General features: G+C 65.8%; 16 protein-coding genes. All 16 read left to right on the top strand.

The genetic code is table 11. From position 1 onward, the window contains the following. Positions 1-12: 12 nt before the first annotated feature. A complete protein-coding gene (locus tag SARO_RS19650; protein WP_011906996.1) occupies positions 13-768 on the top strand; it encodes an enoyl-CoA hydratase family protein in 756 nt (251 codons plus the stop codon). 16 nt (positions 769-784) lie between these two features. After that, on the top strand, positions 785-1,930 hold the full coding sequence (locus SARO_RS19655) for an acyl-CoA dehydrogenase (protein ID WP_011906997.1): 1,146 nt from the start codon (positions 785-787) through the stop codon (positions 1,928-1,930). 14 nt (positions 1,931-1,944) lie between these two features. Next, on the top strand, positions 1,945-2,976 hold the full coding sequence (locus SARO_RS19660; RefSeq protein WP_011906998.1) for an acyl-CoA dehydrogenase family protein: 1,032 nt from the start codon (positions 1,945-1,947) through the stop codon (positions 2,974-2,976). Beyond that, a complete protein-coding gene (locus tag SARO_RS19665; protein WP_041551665.1) occupies positions 2,969-4,120 on the top strand; it encodes an acetyl-CoA C-acetyltransferase in 1,152 nt (383 codons plus the stop codon). The genes SARO_RS19660 and SARO_RS19665 overlap by 8 nt, the downstream gene beginning before the upstream one ends. A 5-nt stretch (positions 4,121-4,125) precedes the next feature. Further along, on the top strand, positions 4,126-4,566 hold the full coding sequence (locus tag SARO_RS19670; protein ID WP_011907000.1) for a nuclear transport factor 2 family protein: 441 nt from the start codon (positions 4,126-4,128) through the stop codon (positions 4,564-4,566). 22 nt (positions 4,567-4,588) lie between these two features. Next, positions 4,589-5,494, top strand: a complete 906-nt coding sequence (locus SARO_RS19675) for an SDR family oxidoreductase (RefSeq protein WP_011907001.1) — start codon at positions 4,589-4,591, stop codon at positions 5,492-5,494. 27 nt (positions 5,495-5,521) lie between these two features. Beyond that, positions 5,522-6,577 carry an acyl-CoA dehydrogenase family protein gene (locus SARO_RS19680; RefSeq protein ID WP_011907002.1) on the top strand — a complete coding sequence of 352 codons (1,056 nt, stop codon included), beginning with the start codon at positions 5,522-5,524 and terminating at the stop codon, positions 6,575-6,577. After that, complete coding sequence (locus SARO_RS19685) at positions 6,574-7,752, top strand: acyl-CoA dehydrogenase family protein (RefSeq protein ID WP_011907003.1); 1,179 nt, start codon at positions 6,574-6,576, stop codon at positions 7,750-7,752. Before SARO_RS19680 ends, SARO_RS19685 begins: the two co-directional genes overlap by 4 nt. A 25-nt stretch (positions 7,753-7,777) precedes the next feature. Next, complete coding sequence (locus SARO_RS19690; RefSeq protein WP_011907004.1) at positions 7,778-8,563, top strand: SDR family oxidoreductase; 786 nt, start codon at positions 7,778-7,780, stop codon at positions 8,561-8,563. 3 nt (positions 8,564-8,566) lie between these two features. Next, on the top strand, positions 8,567-9,025 hold the full coding sequence (locus tag SARO_RS19695; protein WP_011907005.1) for a MaoC family dehydratase: 459 nt from the start codon (positions 8,567-8,569) through the stop codon (positions 9,023-9,025). Between the two features lie 5 nt (positions 9,026-9,030). Beyond that, positions 9,031-9,408, top strand: coding sequence for a steroid Delta-isomerase (locus tag SARO_RS19700; protein WP_011907006.1), 378 nt, complete (start codon positions 9,031-9,033; stop codon positions 9,406-9,408). A 12-nt stretch (positions 9,409-9,420) separates the two neighbouring features. Next, the gene (locus SARO_RS19705) at positions 9,421-10,623 is read left to right on the top strand and encodes an acetyl-CoA C-acyltransferase (protein ID WP_011907007.1); all 1,203 of its coding nucleotides are present in this window, start codon (positions 9,421-9,423) and stop codon (positions 10,621-10,623) included. A 6-nt stretch (positions 10,624-10,629) separates the two neighbouring features. Continuing rightward, complete coding sequence (locus SARO_RS19710) at positions 10,630-12,168, top strand: FadD3 family acyl-CoA ligase (RefSeq protein WP_011907008.1); 1,539 nt, start codon at positions 10,630-10,632, stop codon at positions 12,166-12,168. A 19-nt stretch (positions 12,169-12,187) separates the two neighbouring features. Continuing rightward, a complete protein-coding gene (locus tag SARO_RS19715) occupies positions 12,188-12,958 on the top strand; it encodes an SDR family NAD(P)-dependent oxidoreductase (protein ID WP_011907009.1) in 771 nt (256 codons plus the stop codon). Between the two features lie 264 nt (positions 12,959-13,222). Next, a complete protein-coding gene (locus SARO_RS19720) occupies positions 13,223-13,969 on the top strand; it encodes a 3'(2'),5'-bisphosphate nucleotidase CysQ (protein ID WP_011907010.1) in 747 nt (248 codons plus the stop codon). Positions 13,970-14,023: 54 nt separating this feature from the next. Then, complete coding sequence (locus SARO_RS19725) at positions 14,024-15,133, top strand: helix-turn-helix transcriptional regulator (RefSeq protein ID WP_011907011.1); 1,110 nt, start codon at positions 14,024-14,026, stop codon at positions 15,131-15,133. Positions 15,134-15,223: the final 90 nt, after the last annotated feature.

The raw sequence follows: 15,223 nt of genomic DNA on the forward strand, positions 1-15,223 counted from the left end.
GAGGGATACCCCATGCCGATCACGCTCACCGTAAAGGACCGCATCGCCGAAATCGTGTTCGACGTTCCGCCCGTCAATGCGTTCGACAGCGAGACCTGGATGTCGCTGCCCGCCATCGTGAAGAAGGCGGCGTCCGATCCGGAAGCGAACGTCGTCCTGATCCGTGCCGCCGAGGACTCGCGCGGCTTCTGCGGCGGCGTCGACATCAAGGAGATGCAGGCCCACCCCGAACGCATCACCGTGCTCAATCGCGGCAACTACCTGACCTTCAAGGCGATCCACGAAGCGGAGATCCCGGTCGTCGTTGCCGTGCACAAGTTCGTGATCGGCGGGGGCATCGGCATTTGCGGCGCAAGTGATGTCATCATCGCGTCCGACGACGCGTTCTTCTCGTTGCCGGAAGTCGACCGCGGGGCAATGGGCGGGGCTAGCCATATGTCGCGCATGTTGCCGCTCCACAAGGTGCGCGCGGCGTTCTTTACCGGCGGCAACATTCCCGCGCAGGAAGCCTATCGCCTTGGCGCGGTCGAAAAGGTCGTGCCCCGCACCGATCTTGTCGCCGAAGCCCAGGCCTTTTGCAGCGTCATCGCTTCCAAGAGCCGGAAGGCCCTCGTGATCGCCAAGGAAGCGCTCAACGGCCTCGAGGCACGCGATGTCGATCGCGGTTATCGCTGGGAACAGGGCTTCACGCTCGAAATGTACATGCACGAGGACAGCCAGAAGGCGCGTGACGCCTTCGTCGAGACCGGCAAGGCGGCCCAATTCTAATGATGGCGTTCTGACGATGGACCTGACCTACACCCCCGAACAGCAGGCGTTCCGTACCGAAGTGCGCGCCTGGCTTGAAGCGCATGTTCCGAAGGAGCCGCTCGAACACTACGACGCTACGCGTGAGGGCTTCGAGGCCCACCGCCGTTGGGAAGCGACGCTCAAGTCCGGCGACTGGGGCATGGTTACCTGGCCCAAGGAATACGGCGGGCGCGGGGTCGACCTCATCCAGTGGCTGATCTTCGAGGAAGAATATTACCGTTCGGGCGCACCGGGCCGCGTCAACCAGAACGGTATCTTCCTGCTCGGCCCGACGCTGATGGAGTTCGGCACGCACGAACAGAAGTCTCGCTTCCTTCCGCCGATGGCGAGCGGCGAGGAAATCTGGGCGCAAGCCTGGTCCGAGCCTCAGGCAGGATCGGATCTTGCAGGCGTTCGCGCCACTGCGGTTCGTGATGGTGACGAATATGTCCTGAATGGTCACAAGATCTGGTCAAGCCGTGCGGCCTTTGCCGACTGGGCTTTCGGCCTGTTCCGCGAACCCGGGAGCGAGCGCCACAAGGGCATGAGCCTGATCTTCTTCCGGCTCGACCAGCCTGGCGTCACCCGCAATCCGATCCGCAAGATCAACGGTCACGTCGGCTTTGCCGAGATATTCCTCGAGGATGTGCGTGTGCCTGCCTTCAACCGGCTCGGCCAGGAAGGTGAAGGCTGGCACATCTGCATGGCGACTGCTGGCTTCGAGCGCGGCCTGATGCTTCGCAGCCCGGCTCGCTTCCAGGAAGCTGCCGCCGCGCTTTCGCATCTGTGGCAAGCCCGCAAGCACGACTGCGATCCCTGCCTGGAGGCCGAGGTCGTGCGCGCGCACATGAATGCCGATGCCTATGCGCTGTCGATCTATCAGACCGCATCGCGCCTGATGGCGGGCGCGAAGATCGGGCCGGAAGCTTCGACCAACAAGATTTTCTGGTCGGAAATGGACATCCACCTGCACGAGACCGCGCTCGCGATCCTCGGGCCGGAAGCCGAGCTGGTCCCGCCGACAGGCGATCACGAATGGCTTGACGACTACATCTTCTCGCTGGCGGGGCCGATCTACGCCGGCTCGAACGAGATCCAGCGCAACATCATTGCCGAGCGCATGCTCGGCCTGCCGCGCTGAACGGGGAAAACGAGATGGACTTCACCCTCTCCGCCGAACAGCAGATGTTCGCCGAGACTGCCCGCACGCTGCTGGGCGATACCTGCACGCCCGACCATTGGCGGCGCATGATGGAACAGGGCGTTGCCTTCGATGCCGAGCGCTGGGGGCAGATCGTCGAGAACGGCTTCACCCTCCTGCTGTTGCCCGAAGCAGCGGGCGGGCTCGGCCTTGGCGAGCTTGATTTCACCCTGATTGCGCAGGAAGCGGGCTACGTCGCACTGCCCGAACCTCTTGCCGAAAGCGCGGGCATCGGCGCACCGATGCTTGCCGCTCTTGCGCCCGACTACCCGGCGCTTGCCGATCCCTCCGCGATCATCGCGGTTGCGCCCGCGATCAACCCGGTCGTTGCCAATGCCGACATCGCGGCTGCGATCCTGATCGAGAAGAATGGCCGCGCCTTCCTCGCCACGCCGGACAAGGTGCGGCTGACGCCGGCCGAAACCATAGATCCCTTCCGCCGCTTGTTCCGCATCGAATGGGCTGAGGCCGACGCGGAGGATCTGGGGCCTGTCGACTGGACCATGGCGCTCGACCGGGCTTCGCTCTTTGCCGCCGCGCAAGGCCTCGGCCTTGCCCAGCGCGCTGTCGACCTCGCCGTCGCCTATGCCAGGGACCGTACCCAGTTCGGCAAGCCCATCGGCTCCTACCAGGCGGTCAAGCACCACCTTGCCAGCGCGCAGGTCGCGGTCGAGTTCGCGCGGCCGGTCGTACTCGCTGCCGCGGCCGAGATCGGCCATGCCGACGTGCAATCCCGCGCCCGCGTGTCCGAGGCGAAGATCGTCGCGCTCGAGGCTGCCGAAAAGGCCGCGCGCGCCTCGATCCAGGTTCATGGCGCAATGGGCTATTCCTGGGAGGTCGACGTCCACCTCTTCCTCAAGCGCGCGCTGGCGCTGACCCATTCGTGGGGCACGCCCGCTTTCCACCGCAATCGCATCGCCACCCGCGTCTTCAGCCAGCCCGTCGGGGCCGACCAGACCTTTGCCCGCGAGACCGAACATGCCTGAAGCCTACATTATCGACGCCGTGCGCACGCCCGTCGGGCGCAAAAAGGGCGGCCTCGCCCATCTCCATCCGGCAGACCTTGCTGCACACCCGATCCGCGAACTGATGGCGCGGCACGACTTCGATCCTGCGTTGGTCGAGGATGTGGTGTGGGGATGCACCGAAACGATCGGCGGGCAAGCGGGCGATATCGGGCGCACGGCATGGCTCGTCGCAGGACTTGCCGAGGACGTGCCGGGCGTGACCGTCGATCGCCAGTGCGGGTCGGCACAGCAGGCGGTGCATTTTGCCGCACAGGGCGTGATGAGCGGGACGCAGGATATTGTCGTTGCCGGTGGCAGCCAGGCGATGAACCGAATTCCGATCATGGCCGCGATGACAGCCGGTGCCGCATATGGATTCGAAAGCCCGTTCATCGGCGCCAAGGGCTGGGACGCGCGTTATGGCGACCAGGAGGTCAACCAGATCCGCTCGGCCGAGATGATCGCCGAAAAGTGGAACCTCAGCCGCGAGGAAATGGACGCTTTCGCCTACGAGAGCCACCGCCGCGCGCAGTACGCGACCGAGCAGGGCTGGTTCAGAAACGAGATCGTGCCGCTCGAAGGACTAGATCGTGACGAGACGATCCGTCCCGGCACGACACTGGAAGGGCTGGCTTCGTTGAGCGCCGTGCGTGAAGGCGGGCGAGTCACGGCGGGCAACGCAAGCCAGAATTCGGACTGTGCGGCGGCCCTGCTGATCGTCAGCGAGCGTGCGGTGAAGGAACACAACCTGAAGCCACGCGCGCGCATCCATCACATGTCGGTGCGTGCCGACAATCCGGTGTGGATGCTGACCGGGCCGATCCCGGCAACGCGCTATGCCATGCAGAAATCGGGCATGAAGCTGTCGGACATCGACCTGTTCGAATGCAACGAAGCGTTCGCTTCCGTACCGATGGCGTGGATGAAGGAGCTCGATATCCCGCACGAGAAGGTCAACGTGTCCGGCGGCGCGATTGCGCTGGGCCATCCGATCGGATCGACCGGTGCCAAGCTGATGACGACTTTGCTGAACGCCCTTGAACGCACCGGTGGCCGCTATGGCCTCCAGACGATGTGCGAGGGTGGCGGCCAGGCGAACGTCACGATCATCGAGAGGCTTTGACGGCGATGGGCGCCGCCACCGAAATCGCCAACTTGCTCTACCGATACGCGGAACTGATGGACGCGGGCCGGCTCGAGGAGGTGTCGCGCATGTTCGACGGCGCGCGCGTCACGCTGGGCGGCGGGCGAGTGGTCGAGGGCGGGGCGGCGATGCTGGAACAGTGGCGCGCCTTCGTACGCATCCATCCGTGCGGCACCCCGCGCACCCGCCACGTCGTGACCAACCCGATCATCGAGATCGATGAGGCGGCGAATGCGGCAAGTTGCCGGTCGGTCTATACGGTGTTCCAGCAGACTCCGGACCTGCCGCTTCAGGCCATTGCCTCGGGCCGCTACCACGACACCTTCGTGCGCGAAGGCGGGGCCTGGCGCTTCGCGACGCGCGACTATTCCATGCTCGATTACATAGGCGACCTTTCGCAGCATTTGCTGCTGCCGGTCGGCTGAGACATTTCACGGGAGAATTGCCTTGGGCATCTGTGACAACCGCACCGTCATCATCACTGGCGCCGCCCGCGGCCTCGGCCGCGCCTATGCACTGGCGTTCGGGGCGGAAGGGGCGAACGTCGTCGTCAACGACATCGGCACATCGCTTGGCGGCGAGGGACGCGATACCAGCGCGGCGGACGCTGTGGTCGAGGAAATCCGCGCCGCCGGCGGCAAGGCGATCGCCAACTACGAGGACATCACCGACTGGGATGCCGCCAAGCGGATCGTCGATGCCGCGCTGGAGGCGTTCGGTGACCTGCACGTGGTGGTCAACAATGCCGGTATCGTGCGTGACCGCATGTTCGTGTCGGCAACGGTCGAGGAATGGGACGCGACGATGCACGTGCATCTGCGCGGCCACTTCTGCGTTTCGCGCCATGCCGTGAACTACTGGCGCCAGAAGCAGAAGGATGGCCGGGACCCCGACGCAAGGATCATCAACACGTCGAGCGGCGCGGGCCTTCAGGGTTCGATCGCTCAGGCGGCCTACGCCACCGCCAAGGGCGGAATTGCATCGCTGACGCTGGTCCAGGCGGCTGAACTGGGACGCTATGGAATTACCGCCAATGCGCTCGCCCCATCTGCGCGCACGCGCATGACCGAACAGACCTTTGCCGACAAGATGGCGACCGAAGGACAGGCTTTCGACGTGATGGATCCTGCGAATGTCGCGCCGACGGTGGTGTGGCTCGGCAGCAGCGCCAGCGCACACGTCTCGGGCTGCGTGTTCGAACTCGAGGGCGGCAAGATCATGCTGGAGGACGGATGGCGCGAAGGCCCGTTCGTGGATCGCCAGGCGCGCTGGGAGCCGTCGGACGTTGGAGCGGCTGTCGACAAGCTGCTCTCCGAGCGGGTGCCGCCGCGCAAGGTCTGGGGCACCGCCTGACAACTGCCTGAACCGGGAAAGACTGACATGGAATTCGCATTTACCGAAGAACAGGCGATGATCGCGGAAACCGCCCGCGCCTTCTTTGCCGAGAACGCGACGAGCGAACGCACCCGCAAGGCGATGGCCTCGGACGGTGTCGATCGCGAGCTGTGGTCGAGCTTCTGCACCGAACTGGGACTTGCCGGGATCGGCGTTCCCGAGGAAATGGGCGGGGTTGGCCTTGGCATGGTGGAATTCGCGCTGATCGCGGAAGCCGCCGGGGCCCAGGTTGCCGCGCTTCCCTTGCTGGGCAACGCCCGCGTTTCGCACGCTCTCGTTGCGGGCGGGACGGACGAACAGCGAGTCCGCTGGCTTCCGGCGCTGGTGGCGGGTGAGGCAATCGCGACCGCCACGTGGTCCGATGACTTCACTGTCGGCGAAGGCAAGCTGAGCGGAACCTTCCGCTTCGCTCCGCACGGCGGGGCCGCAGACCTCCTCGTCCTTGCCGCGGGCGACCGTTGCTGGCTGGTAGAAGCCGATGCGCCGGGGGTCAGCGTGGTACAGCACGTGACGATGGACCAGACCCGTCCGCTCGCCACGATCACGCTGGACAATGCCGCTGCCGAGCCGTTCGCGGATCACGCCGCCGCCCTGCACGCGCTTCACGTGACGGGCTGGCTGTGCCTTGCCGCAGAAGCACTTGGCGGTGCGCAGGCCGCTCTCGACCGCACTGTCGCCTATTCGAAGGAACGCGTGCAGTTCGGGCGGCAGATCGGTTCGTTCCAGGCCTACAAGCACCGCCTGGCCGACATGATGATCGAGATCGAGCAGGCACGCTCTGCCGTCTACTGGGCAGCCTGCGCGGTGGACGAAGGCAGCGATGAAGCGCAGCTCGCGCTCCATTCCGCCAAGGCGTTCTGCGCCGATACGTTCCACATGTGCGCGGGCAACATGATCCAGCTTCACGGCGGCATCGGTTTTACCTGGGAACACGACGCGCACCTGTTCTTCAAGCGCGCCCGTTCGATCGGTTCGATGCTGGGCGACAGCCAGTGGCATCGAGAGCAGATTGCCGGCATGGTCCTGGGAGTGGCCGCATGAAGCTTGGCTTTTCGGCAGAGGACGAGGCGTTCCGCGCCGAGTGCGCGGGCTGGCTGCAGGCGCAGATGGCCGGCCCCTTTGCCGATATCCGGGGTATCCCCAACCTGTGCGACGAGATCCCGCGCCGGAAGGAATGGGAGCAGCAGCTTGCCGCGCACCGCTGGTCGTGCATCGGCTGGCCCGAGGAATGGGGCGGTCGCAATGCGACTCTCGCGCAGCAGGTAATCTTCGCCGAGGAGTATGCGCGGGCAGGCGCTCCTAACCGCATCAACCACATCGGCGTGGAACTTGCCGGGCCGACGATCCTTGCCTTTGGCACCGACGAGCAGAAGGCGCGCTATCTGCCGGGCATTGCCGGGGGCACGCAGATCTGGTGCCAGGGCTATTCCGAACCGAACGCCGGTTCCGACCTTGCCAACGTCAAGACCAAGGCGCGGCTCGATGGTGGCGAATGGGTGGTGAACGGCCAGAAGGTCTGGACCAGCCTTGCCCACTATTCCGACATGATCTTCGTCGTGGCGCGCACCGAGGACGGCTCGGTCGGGCCAAAGGGCCTGTCGTTCCTGCTGATGGACATGGACCAGCCCGGCATCGAGGTGCGTCCCATCCGCCAGATGAACGGTGAGGCCGAGTTCAACGAGACCTTCCTGACCGACGCACGTTGTGCGAGCGATGCCATGCTTGGCGCCCCGGGCGAGGGGTGGAAGGTGGCGATGGCTCTGCTCGCGTTCGAGCGCGGCGTTTCCACGCTGGGCCAGCAGATGCAGTTCCGCAACGAGCTGGACGCGGTGATTGCGGCGGCCCGCGCAAATGGCAAGGCCGCCGACCCGGTGATCCGCCAACGCGTGGCCGAGGCCGAGATCGGCCTTCGCCTGATGCGTTATGGCGCGCTGCGGATGCTTTCGAACACCGACCTGTCGGCCATCGATGGCGCAGCGCTGACCTACAAGATCCAGTGGGCAACGTGGCGGCGCGACCTTGGCGAGCTGGCGATGGACGTCATCGGCCAGGCCGCCGAACTGGCCGAAGGCGATGACTATGCATGGGGGGCGCTGCCCAACATGTACCTCTTCAGCCGCTCCGACACGATCTATGGCGGCACCAATCAGATCCAGCGCAACCTGATCGCCGAACGCGGACTTGGCATGCCGCGCGAGCCGAGGGGCTCGCAATGATCAAGCCCCAACCGAGAGGCAAAGCATGAGCGTTTCCGTTCCTCCCTATCCCACTCCGCTCGGCATGCTGAAGGGCAAGACCGTGGTGGTTACCGCAGCGGCGGGCACTGGCATCGGCTTTGCCGTTGCCAAGCGCGCCGCCGAAGAAGGCGCGCGCCTGCTCATCAGCGACTTCCATGAACGCCGGCTCGGTGAAGCGGCGGACCGCATCGCGGCTGAAGTGGGTTGCGAGCGCCCGGCGACCGTTGTCTGCGACGTGACCAACGAAGCACAGGTGCAGGACCTGCGCGACGCGGCGCTGGAGAAGCTCGGCAAGGTCGACGTCCTCATCAACAATGCGGGGCTGGGCGGCGAGGTCGATGTCGTGGACATGACCGACGACCAGTGGAGCCGCGTGATCGACGTGACGCTGACAAGCCTGTTCCGGATGACGCGGGCGTTCCTGCCCGCGATGTATGCCAACAAGTCCGGCGTCATGGTCAACAACGCTTCGGTGCTGGGTTGGCGGGCACAGAAGGGGCAAGCCCACTATGCTGCGGCAAAGGCCGGCGTGATGGCCTTCACCCGCTGCGCCGCGCTGGAAGCGGCGGACCATGGCGTGCGGATCAATGCTGTCGCGCCCAGCCTTGCCATGCATCCCTTCCTGGCAAAGGTGACGACGGAGGAGCGCCTGGCCGAACTGGTCAAGACCGAAGCCTATGGGCGTCCGGCTGAAGTGTGGGAAGTCGCGAACGTCATGCTGTTCCTGGCCAGCGACCTGTCTTCCTACATGACCGGCGAGATCGTTTCCGTCTCTAGCCAGAGGGCCTGAGGGATGACGGCGATCTTCGAGCGTCCGGCGGACCTGATCGGCAAGGAAGGCACCCGACTTGGCCCGACCGAGTGGCTTGCCATCGAGCAGGACCGCGTCGACGGCTTTGCCGAGGTGACCGGCGATCACCAGTGGATCCATGTCGATGTCGAGCGCGCCAAGGCAGGGCCCTTCGGCGGCACCATCGCGCATGGCTATCTGACGATGAGCCTCGTCAACTACTTCCTGCCGCAGCTGATCGAAGTGCGCGGCTTTGCCCATGCGGTGAACGTGGGCGCGGACCGGCTGCGCTTTCTCAACCCGGTCAAGGTGGGGAGCCGCATTCGCGGGACGGGCGAGATCGTCTCGGTCGAGGAAGTAAAGGGCGCGATCCAGTCGGTCGTGCGCGTCACTGTCGAGATCGAGGGCCAGGACAAGCCAGCCTGCGTGCTCGACACAATCAGTCGCTATTTTCCGGAGTGAGCGCGATGACCGATCCCAAGGCAATGGAAGCCGCTGTCCACGAATATGTCGCCGCGTTCGATGCCGGCGCGCCCGAACGGGTTGCTGCGCTGTTCGCCGAAGGTGCGACGGTCGAAGACCCGGTGGGAACGCCGCCGCACGTCGGCAAGGCAGCGATCCTCGCGTTCTATGCCGCCTCGATGCAGACCGGGGCCAAGCTGAAGCTGGACGGGCCGGTGCGCATCTGCGGTCCCTACGCGGCCTTCGCCTTTACCGTCCACCTGCACTGGGAAGGCAGGGACCAGCGGGTTGAGGTGATCGACACGTTCCGGTTCGACGATGACGGCAAGGTCATCGAAATGCGGGCTTTTTTTGGCCCGACCAACATGCACGGATTTTCCTGAGAGGACGCGAACATGCGTGAAGCCGCCATCGTTTCGACCGCCCGCACTGGCGTGGGCAAGGCCTACCGCGGTGCCTTCAATGACACCGAGGCCCCTGTCCTTTCCTCGCACGTGGTCAATGCCGCGATCGAGCGTGCGGGCATTGACCCGGCGCGGGTCGACGACGTTTACCTCGGCGTCGGCAACCACTGGAACACGCAGAGCTACAACCTCGGTCGGTTGACCGTGCACGGTTCGGTCCTGCCCGACACGACCGCCGGCTTCACTCTGGACCGCAAGTGCTCATCCGGGCTCAACGCCATCGCGCTGGCCGCGCGGGGGATCATGTGCAACGAGATCGACGTTGCGGTGGCCGGGGGCATGGAAAGCATCTCGCTGACCATCAACAAGCACGCGCCCGCCTTCCGCAACCGGTCCGAATTCATCAAGGCGGCGGACCCGCACGCCTACATGGTGATGATCGAGACCGCCGAGATCGTGGCCGAGCGCTATGGCGTGAGCCGCGAGGATCAGGACCGATTCGCTGCACTGTCGCAGCAGCGCGCGGCGGCCGCGCAGGAGGCGGGCCGGTTCGACGACGAAATCGTGCCTATCACGGTGACGAAGGCGCTGTTCGACAAGGAAGGCAACGAGACCGGCAAGGAACAGGTCACACTGGACCGCGACGAGGGCGTGCGCGCGGGCACGACCTATGAGGCTCTTGCTGGCCTGAAGCCGGTGTTCAAGGGTGGTCAGGTCATTGCAGAGGGCCGCCATGTCACTGCCGGGAACGCCTCGCAGCTTTCCGATGGCGCTTCGGCGCAGGTACTGATGGATCTCGACACTGCGCGTGCCGAAGGACGTCCAGTGCTGGGCATCTATCGCGGGTTCCAGGTCGCTGGTTGCGGCGCCGAGGAAATGGGCATTGGCCCGGTCTTCGCCATCCCCAAGCTGCTCGACCGCGCGGGGCTTAAGGTCGAGGACATCGGTCTGTTCGAAATCAACGAGGCTTTCGCTTCGCAGGCGGTCTATTGCCAGCAGAAGCTGGATATCGACCCCGAAAGGCTCAACGTGAATGGCGGCGGAATCGCCATTGGCCATCCGTTCGGGATGACCGGTTCGCGCCTTGTCGGCCATGCGCTGATCGAGGGCAGGCGCCGCGGCGTGAAGTACGCCGTCGTGTCGATGTGCGTGGCGGGTGGCATGGGCGCCGCCGGCCTGTTCGAAGTGGCCTGACGCCCGATGCTCGATCCGCTGCCCGCCACCATACCCCATGCCGCGCAGGCGGCGGCGGCCACCTGGCCCGATGCACCTTCCGTGCTCGAAAACGGCGAAGTCTGGAGCTTTGCCGAGCTGTGGCAGCGCAGCCGCGCGGCGGCTTCGGCGCTGATCGCGCGGGGCATAAAGGCCGGAGATCGCGTGGCGATCTGGGCGCCGAACTCGCGCGAGTGGATCGTTGCGGCGATCGCGACCATGGCGTGCGGGGCGGCGGTGGTGACGCTCAACACGCGGCTCAAGGGCCGCGAGGCGGGCGACATCTTGCGGCGCACCAATGCGCGGCTTCTGTTCACGGTCGAGGGCTTTCTCGGCATCGACTATCGCGCGCTGATCGTGGACGAGGATCTGCCGGCGCTTGAAGGAACAGTCCTGCTTGACCGGGAATTCGACGCTTTCATGCGTGACGGCAGGGGGGCGGGCGATCCGGCGGTCGATGCGGCGATGGCGCAGATCGATGCCGATACCGTGTCGGACATCCTGTTCACCAGCGGCACGACAGGCAGCCCCAAGGGCGTGTTGATGACTTATGGCCGCGTCCTGCCTCAGGCGGCGGTGTGGTGCGCGAACACCCGCCTGACCGAGGGCGACCGTTACCTGATTGCCAACCCTTTCTTCCATTCCTTCGGGATGAAGGTGGGCTGGGTCGCGTGCATCCTCGCCGGTGCCGTGGCAGTGCCCATGCTGCAATTCGACGTGGGTCAGGCGATTGATCTGATCGAGCGCGAGCGCATCACGTTCATGCCCGGTCCGCCGACGATCTTCCAGATGCTGCTGGCCGAACTCGACAAGCGCAAGTGGGACTGTTCCTCGCTGCGGGGAGGAACGACCGGCGCGGCGACAGTGCCGCCCGCACTGGTGGAGCGCATCCGCAACGACCTGGGCATGGTGGACCTCATCACCGCCTATGGCATGACCGAATGCGTCAACATCACGACGTGCGTGCCCGGTGACGATGCCGAGACCATTGCACGGACCTGTGGCAAGGCGTTTCCGGGCAACGAGGTGCGCATCGCCGACGAGAACGGGAACGAACTGCCAAGGGGCGAGGCGGGAGAGGTTCTGGTGCGGGGGCAGGGCGTCATGCTCGGTTATCTCGACAACCCGGAAGCCACTGCCGAGGCGATCGACGCAGCAGGCTGGTTGCACACGGGCGACGTCGGCACGATGGACGAGCGCGGTTATGTGCGCATCACCGACCGGATGAAGGATCTCTACATCTCGGGCGGGTTCAATGTGTACCCGGCGGAAGTCGAAAAGCTGCTGGCCGAGCATCCGGCCATCGGAATGGCTGCGGTCGTCGGCGTTCCGGACGAGCGACTGGGCGAGGTGGGGCGCGCCTTCGTGGTCCTGCGGCCCGGCGCGAGTGCGACCGAGGCCGAACTTGTCGCCTGGTCGCGCGAGAACATGGCGAACTACAAGGTGCCGCGCAGCTTTGTGCTGGTCGATGACCTGCCCCGCAACGCGTCGGGCAAGGTGCTGAAGACCGAACTGCGGGCCGGATAAGAGACAAGGGAGAACAAGGATGGCCGGGACATTCGAAGGCAAGGTCGCACTGGTGACCGGAGCGGCATCGGGCATCGGCCGGGCCGCCGCGATCCGCTTTGCAGAGGAAGGCGCCAGGGTTTTCTGCGCGGACCTCAACCTTGCCGGCGCCGAAGCAGTCGCGGCAGGCATCGGCAAGGGCGCGAGCGCGGTGCAGGTCGATGTCGCGAGCTATGCCAGCAACCAGGCGATGGTCGACGCGGTCATGGCCAACGCAGGCCAGCTTGACGTGGCATTCCTCAACGCCGGCTTCTACGGCGCCGCGGAAGGGCTCGACACGGTGGACGAAGCGCTGTTCGACCGCCTCGTCGCGATCAACCTCAAGGGCGCGTTCAACGGCATCAAGGCGGTGCAGGCCGTGATTGCGACAGGTGGCGCCGTGGTGGTCACCGCTTCGGCGGCGGGCATCGTGGGGCATCCGGCAAACCCGGCTTACAGCGCGGCCAAGCACGGCGTGGTCGGCCTGGTGAAATCCTGCGTCGATGCATTTGCTGCGCGCGGCGCGCGGATCAACGCGCTCTGCCCCGGCGGCGTGGAAACGCCGCTGATCGGCGCGCCCGACGTTGCCATCGTCCCGGCCGCGGATCTGCCGCGCGTGCCTGCGCGCGGAATGGGCCGGGCGCAGCATGTGGCCGAAGTGGCGCTGTGGCTGTCGAGCCCCGCTGCCGGCTTCATCACCGGCCAGGCGCAGGTTCTCGACGCGGGCCTGCTTTCGACATTCGCGCCGGTCATGCTGCCGGTCGGTCCCTGACGGCCAGAGTTCAGCGCCGCTGACCGGGGAGGGTTCGCGGAGGCAGAAAGGGGAGCCCGGTTCCATATGGAGCCGGGCTTTTCATTTGCGGAATGTGTCATCGGCCCGCTTTTTTGTGTGGACGAATGCAGTGCTCCCATCTGGGAAGTTTCGCGGCGATTCGCGCGCGGCATCTGGTCGGGCGAGCAGACGCCCGCTAGGGAAGAGGGGCGTCGCGACCGGCCTCAGGGACGCCCGGCCGCGACGTGGACACAAGGAACCAACATGAACGACGCAGAACTCGCCGCCCATCTCGCCGAATATGCAGGCAAGCTGCTGCTGACCGTGCGCGAAAGCGGGATGCTCAGCCTCAAGCAGCTCGGCAAGGCGGGCGATGCGACAGCGAACCAGTTCCTGGTCCATGCCCTGCGCGAACAGCGGCCGGATGACGGACTGCTTTCCGAGGAGGAGAAGGACAACCTCGACCGCCTGCAATTCTCGCGCACGTGGATCGTCGACCCGGTGGACGGGACCCGCGAATATGGCGAGGCGCGGACCGACTGGGCGGTGCACGTGGGGCTTGCCATCGATGGCGTGGCGACGGTCGGCGCCGTTGCGTTGCCGGGCGCGGGTGTGGTGCTGCGCACGGACAGGCCACAGGTCGTTCCTCCCGCACCCGAGACGCTGCGCATGGTCGTAAGCCGTACCCGGCCCGCGCACGAGGCCGTGACCATCGCCGAAAAGATCGGCGCTGAACTGGTGCCCATGGGTAGCGCGGGTGCGAAGGCCATGGCGGTGATCCTTGGCGAGGCGGATATCTACCTGCACTCGGGCGGTCAGTTCGAATGGGATTCCTGTGCGCCGGTCGCCGTCGCACTGGCTCACGGGCTGCACTGTTCGCGGATCGATGGCAGTCCGCTGGTTTACAACCAGGCCGAAACATACATGCCCGACCTGCTGATCTGCCGCCCGGAACACGCTCGCATGGTGCTGGACGAAGTCGCCGCGGTTCATGCCGGGACGCCTGCCTGACCGGGTAACCGCCTCGTGGCTTGACCACGCTTCTCCCACATGGGAGCATCGGGCGTGACAATCTCGGCCATCGACCAGCGCGCGCTGCACCTGTCCCTTATCGAGGGTATCCATGAGACGCCCCCGTTCGGCCTGTTCATGCGCAATCTCGTTGCGCTCACCGGCGCGCGCCGTGCGTTCATGCTGGTGCAGCTCGCCAATGCCGCACCGGGGCAGGAACCGGCGGTGATCCATGTCACCGCGCCGCGCGCCGCACAGGAGCCGCCGCTGGACTTCGTCCGCCTGCATGAATTGCGCCTGCATCCCTATGGCGCCCTGCGCCCGGAGCGCGTCTACGCGCTCGACGAGATGCTCGACTTCGATAATCCGGCGCAGCTCGAACGGCAGAAGGCGGCGCTGGCGGACATGGATATCCGCTATGGCCGCTGGCTGCGCGTCAGGGCGGGCGGGGCGGCGGACGCCTGGCTTGTACTGGTGCGCCAGCGCGAGGACTTTACGGCCAGCGCTGTCGCGACGTTATCGGCCGTCGCGCCGCACCTTGCATCGGCACTGCGGACGCTGGTGGCGCTCGTGGGCAGCAGGTTGCAGGCGGCACTGGCGCAATCGGCGCTGGCGCGTCTCGGCATCGGGCAGGTGGCGCTCGATGCCGCCGGGCGAGTGATGGCGGCAGATCCAGGCGCAGAGGCGCTGCTTTCGTTTGCCGTGGAGCCGGAGCCGGTCGCGGGCCGCCGCCTGCAACTGGTCCCAGCCACTGCCCGCATGCTTGAACGGGCCTGCGCGGAGATCGCGTCGGGCGTCGGGGATTTGCGCGTCATGTCGCTGGATGCGCGGCGCGGCATCGACATCGTCCTGCGACGCTCGGACCTGCGCCTAACCGAGCCCGACGCCCGCCCCGAAGTCGTGGGCACCCTCCGCGTTGACCGTCGCGAGAACGAGGCTGCGGGCGCTGCCGTTCTCCAGGCGGTCCACGGTCTGTCCCTGCGCGAGGCGGAACTGGCCATCGCGCTTTCCAGGGGCGAACCTCTGGTCGAGGCAGGCATGGCCCTCGGGCTCACCGCCGAGACCGCGCGCAACTATTCCAAGCGCATTTACGCCAAGACCGGCGCTACCGGGCAGGCGGATCTCGTCCGGATGATCCTGACGGGCCTTGCCCCCTTGGCCTGACGGCGACCGAGGCAATCCATTGCAGTTCCGATGAATGCGTATCAAAAGTGCGAAAAATCTGCGGATTGGACTAACCCCTTGCCAAGTTAA

Origin of the sequence: Novosphingobium aromaticivorans DSM 12444, from assembly GCF_000013325.1 — a bacterium.
GTDB classification, from domain to species: Bacteria; Pseudomonadota; Alphaproteobacteria; order Sphingomonadales; family Sphingomonadaceae; genus Novosphingobium; species Novosphingobium aromaticivorans.

Coding starts and splice junctions, on each gene's coding strand:
- SARO_RS19650 (WP_011906996.1), top strand. CDS start 13: ATGCCGATCACGCTCACCGTAAAGGACCGCATCGCCGAAATCGTGTTC.
- SARO_RS19655 (WP_011906997.1), top strand. CDS start 785: ATGGACCTGACCTACACCCCCGAACAGCAGGCGTTCCGTACCGAAGTG.
- SARO_RS19660 (WP_011906998.1), top strand. CDS start 1,945: ATGGACTTCACCCTCTCCGCCGAACAGCAGATGTTCGCCGAGACTGCC.
- SARO_RS19665 (WP_041551665.1), top strand. CDS start 2,969: ATGCCTGAAGCCTACATTATCGACGCCGTGCGCACGCCCGTCGGGCGC.
- SARO_RS19670 (WP_011907000.1), top strand. CDS start 4,126: ATGGGCGCCGCCACCGAAATCGCCAACTTGCTCTACCGATACGCGGAA.
- SARO_RS19680 (WP_011907002.1), top strand. CDS start 5,522: ATGGAATTCGCATTTACCGAAGAACAGGCGATGATCGCGGAAACCGCC.
- SARO_RS19685 (WP_011907003.1), top strand. CDS start 6,574: ATGAAGCTTGGCTTTTCGGCAGAGGACGAGGCGTTCCGCGCCGAGTGC.
- SARO_RS19690 (WP_011907004.1), top strand. CDS start 7,778: ATGAGCGTTTCCGTTCCTCCCTATCCCACTCCGCTCGGCATGCTGAAG.
- SARO_RS19695 (WP_011907005.1), top strand. CDS start 8,567: ATGACGGCGATCTTCGAGCGTCCGGCGGACCTGATCGGCAAGGAAGGC.
- SARO_RS19700 (WP_011907006.1), top strand. CDS start 9,031: ATGACCGATCCCAAGGCAATGGAAGCCGCTGTCCACGAATATGTCGCC.
- SARO_RS19705 (WP_011907007.1), top strand. CDS start 9,421: ATGCGTGAAGCCGCCATCGTTTCGACCGCCCGCACTGGCGTGGGCAAG.
- SARO_RS19710 (WP_011907008.1), top strand. CDS start 10,630: ATGCTCGATCCGCTGCCCGCCACCATACCCCATGCCGCGCAGGCGGCG.
- SARO_RS19715 (WP_011907009.1), top strand. CDS start 12,188: ATGGCCGGGACATTCGAAGGCAAGGTCGCACTGGTGACCGGAGCGGCA.
- SARO_RS19720 (WP_011907010.1), top strand. CDS start 13,223: ATGAACGACGCAGAACTCGCCGCCCATCTCGCCGAATATGCAGGCAAG.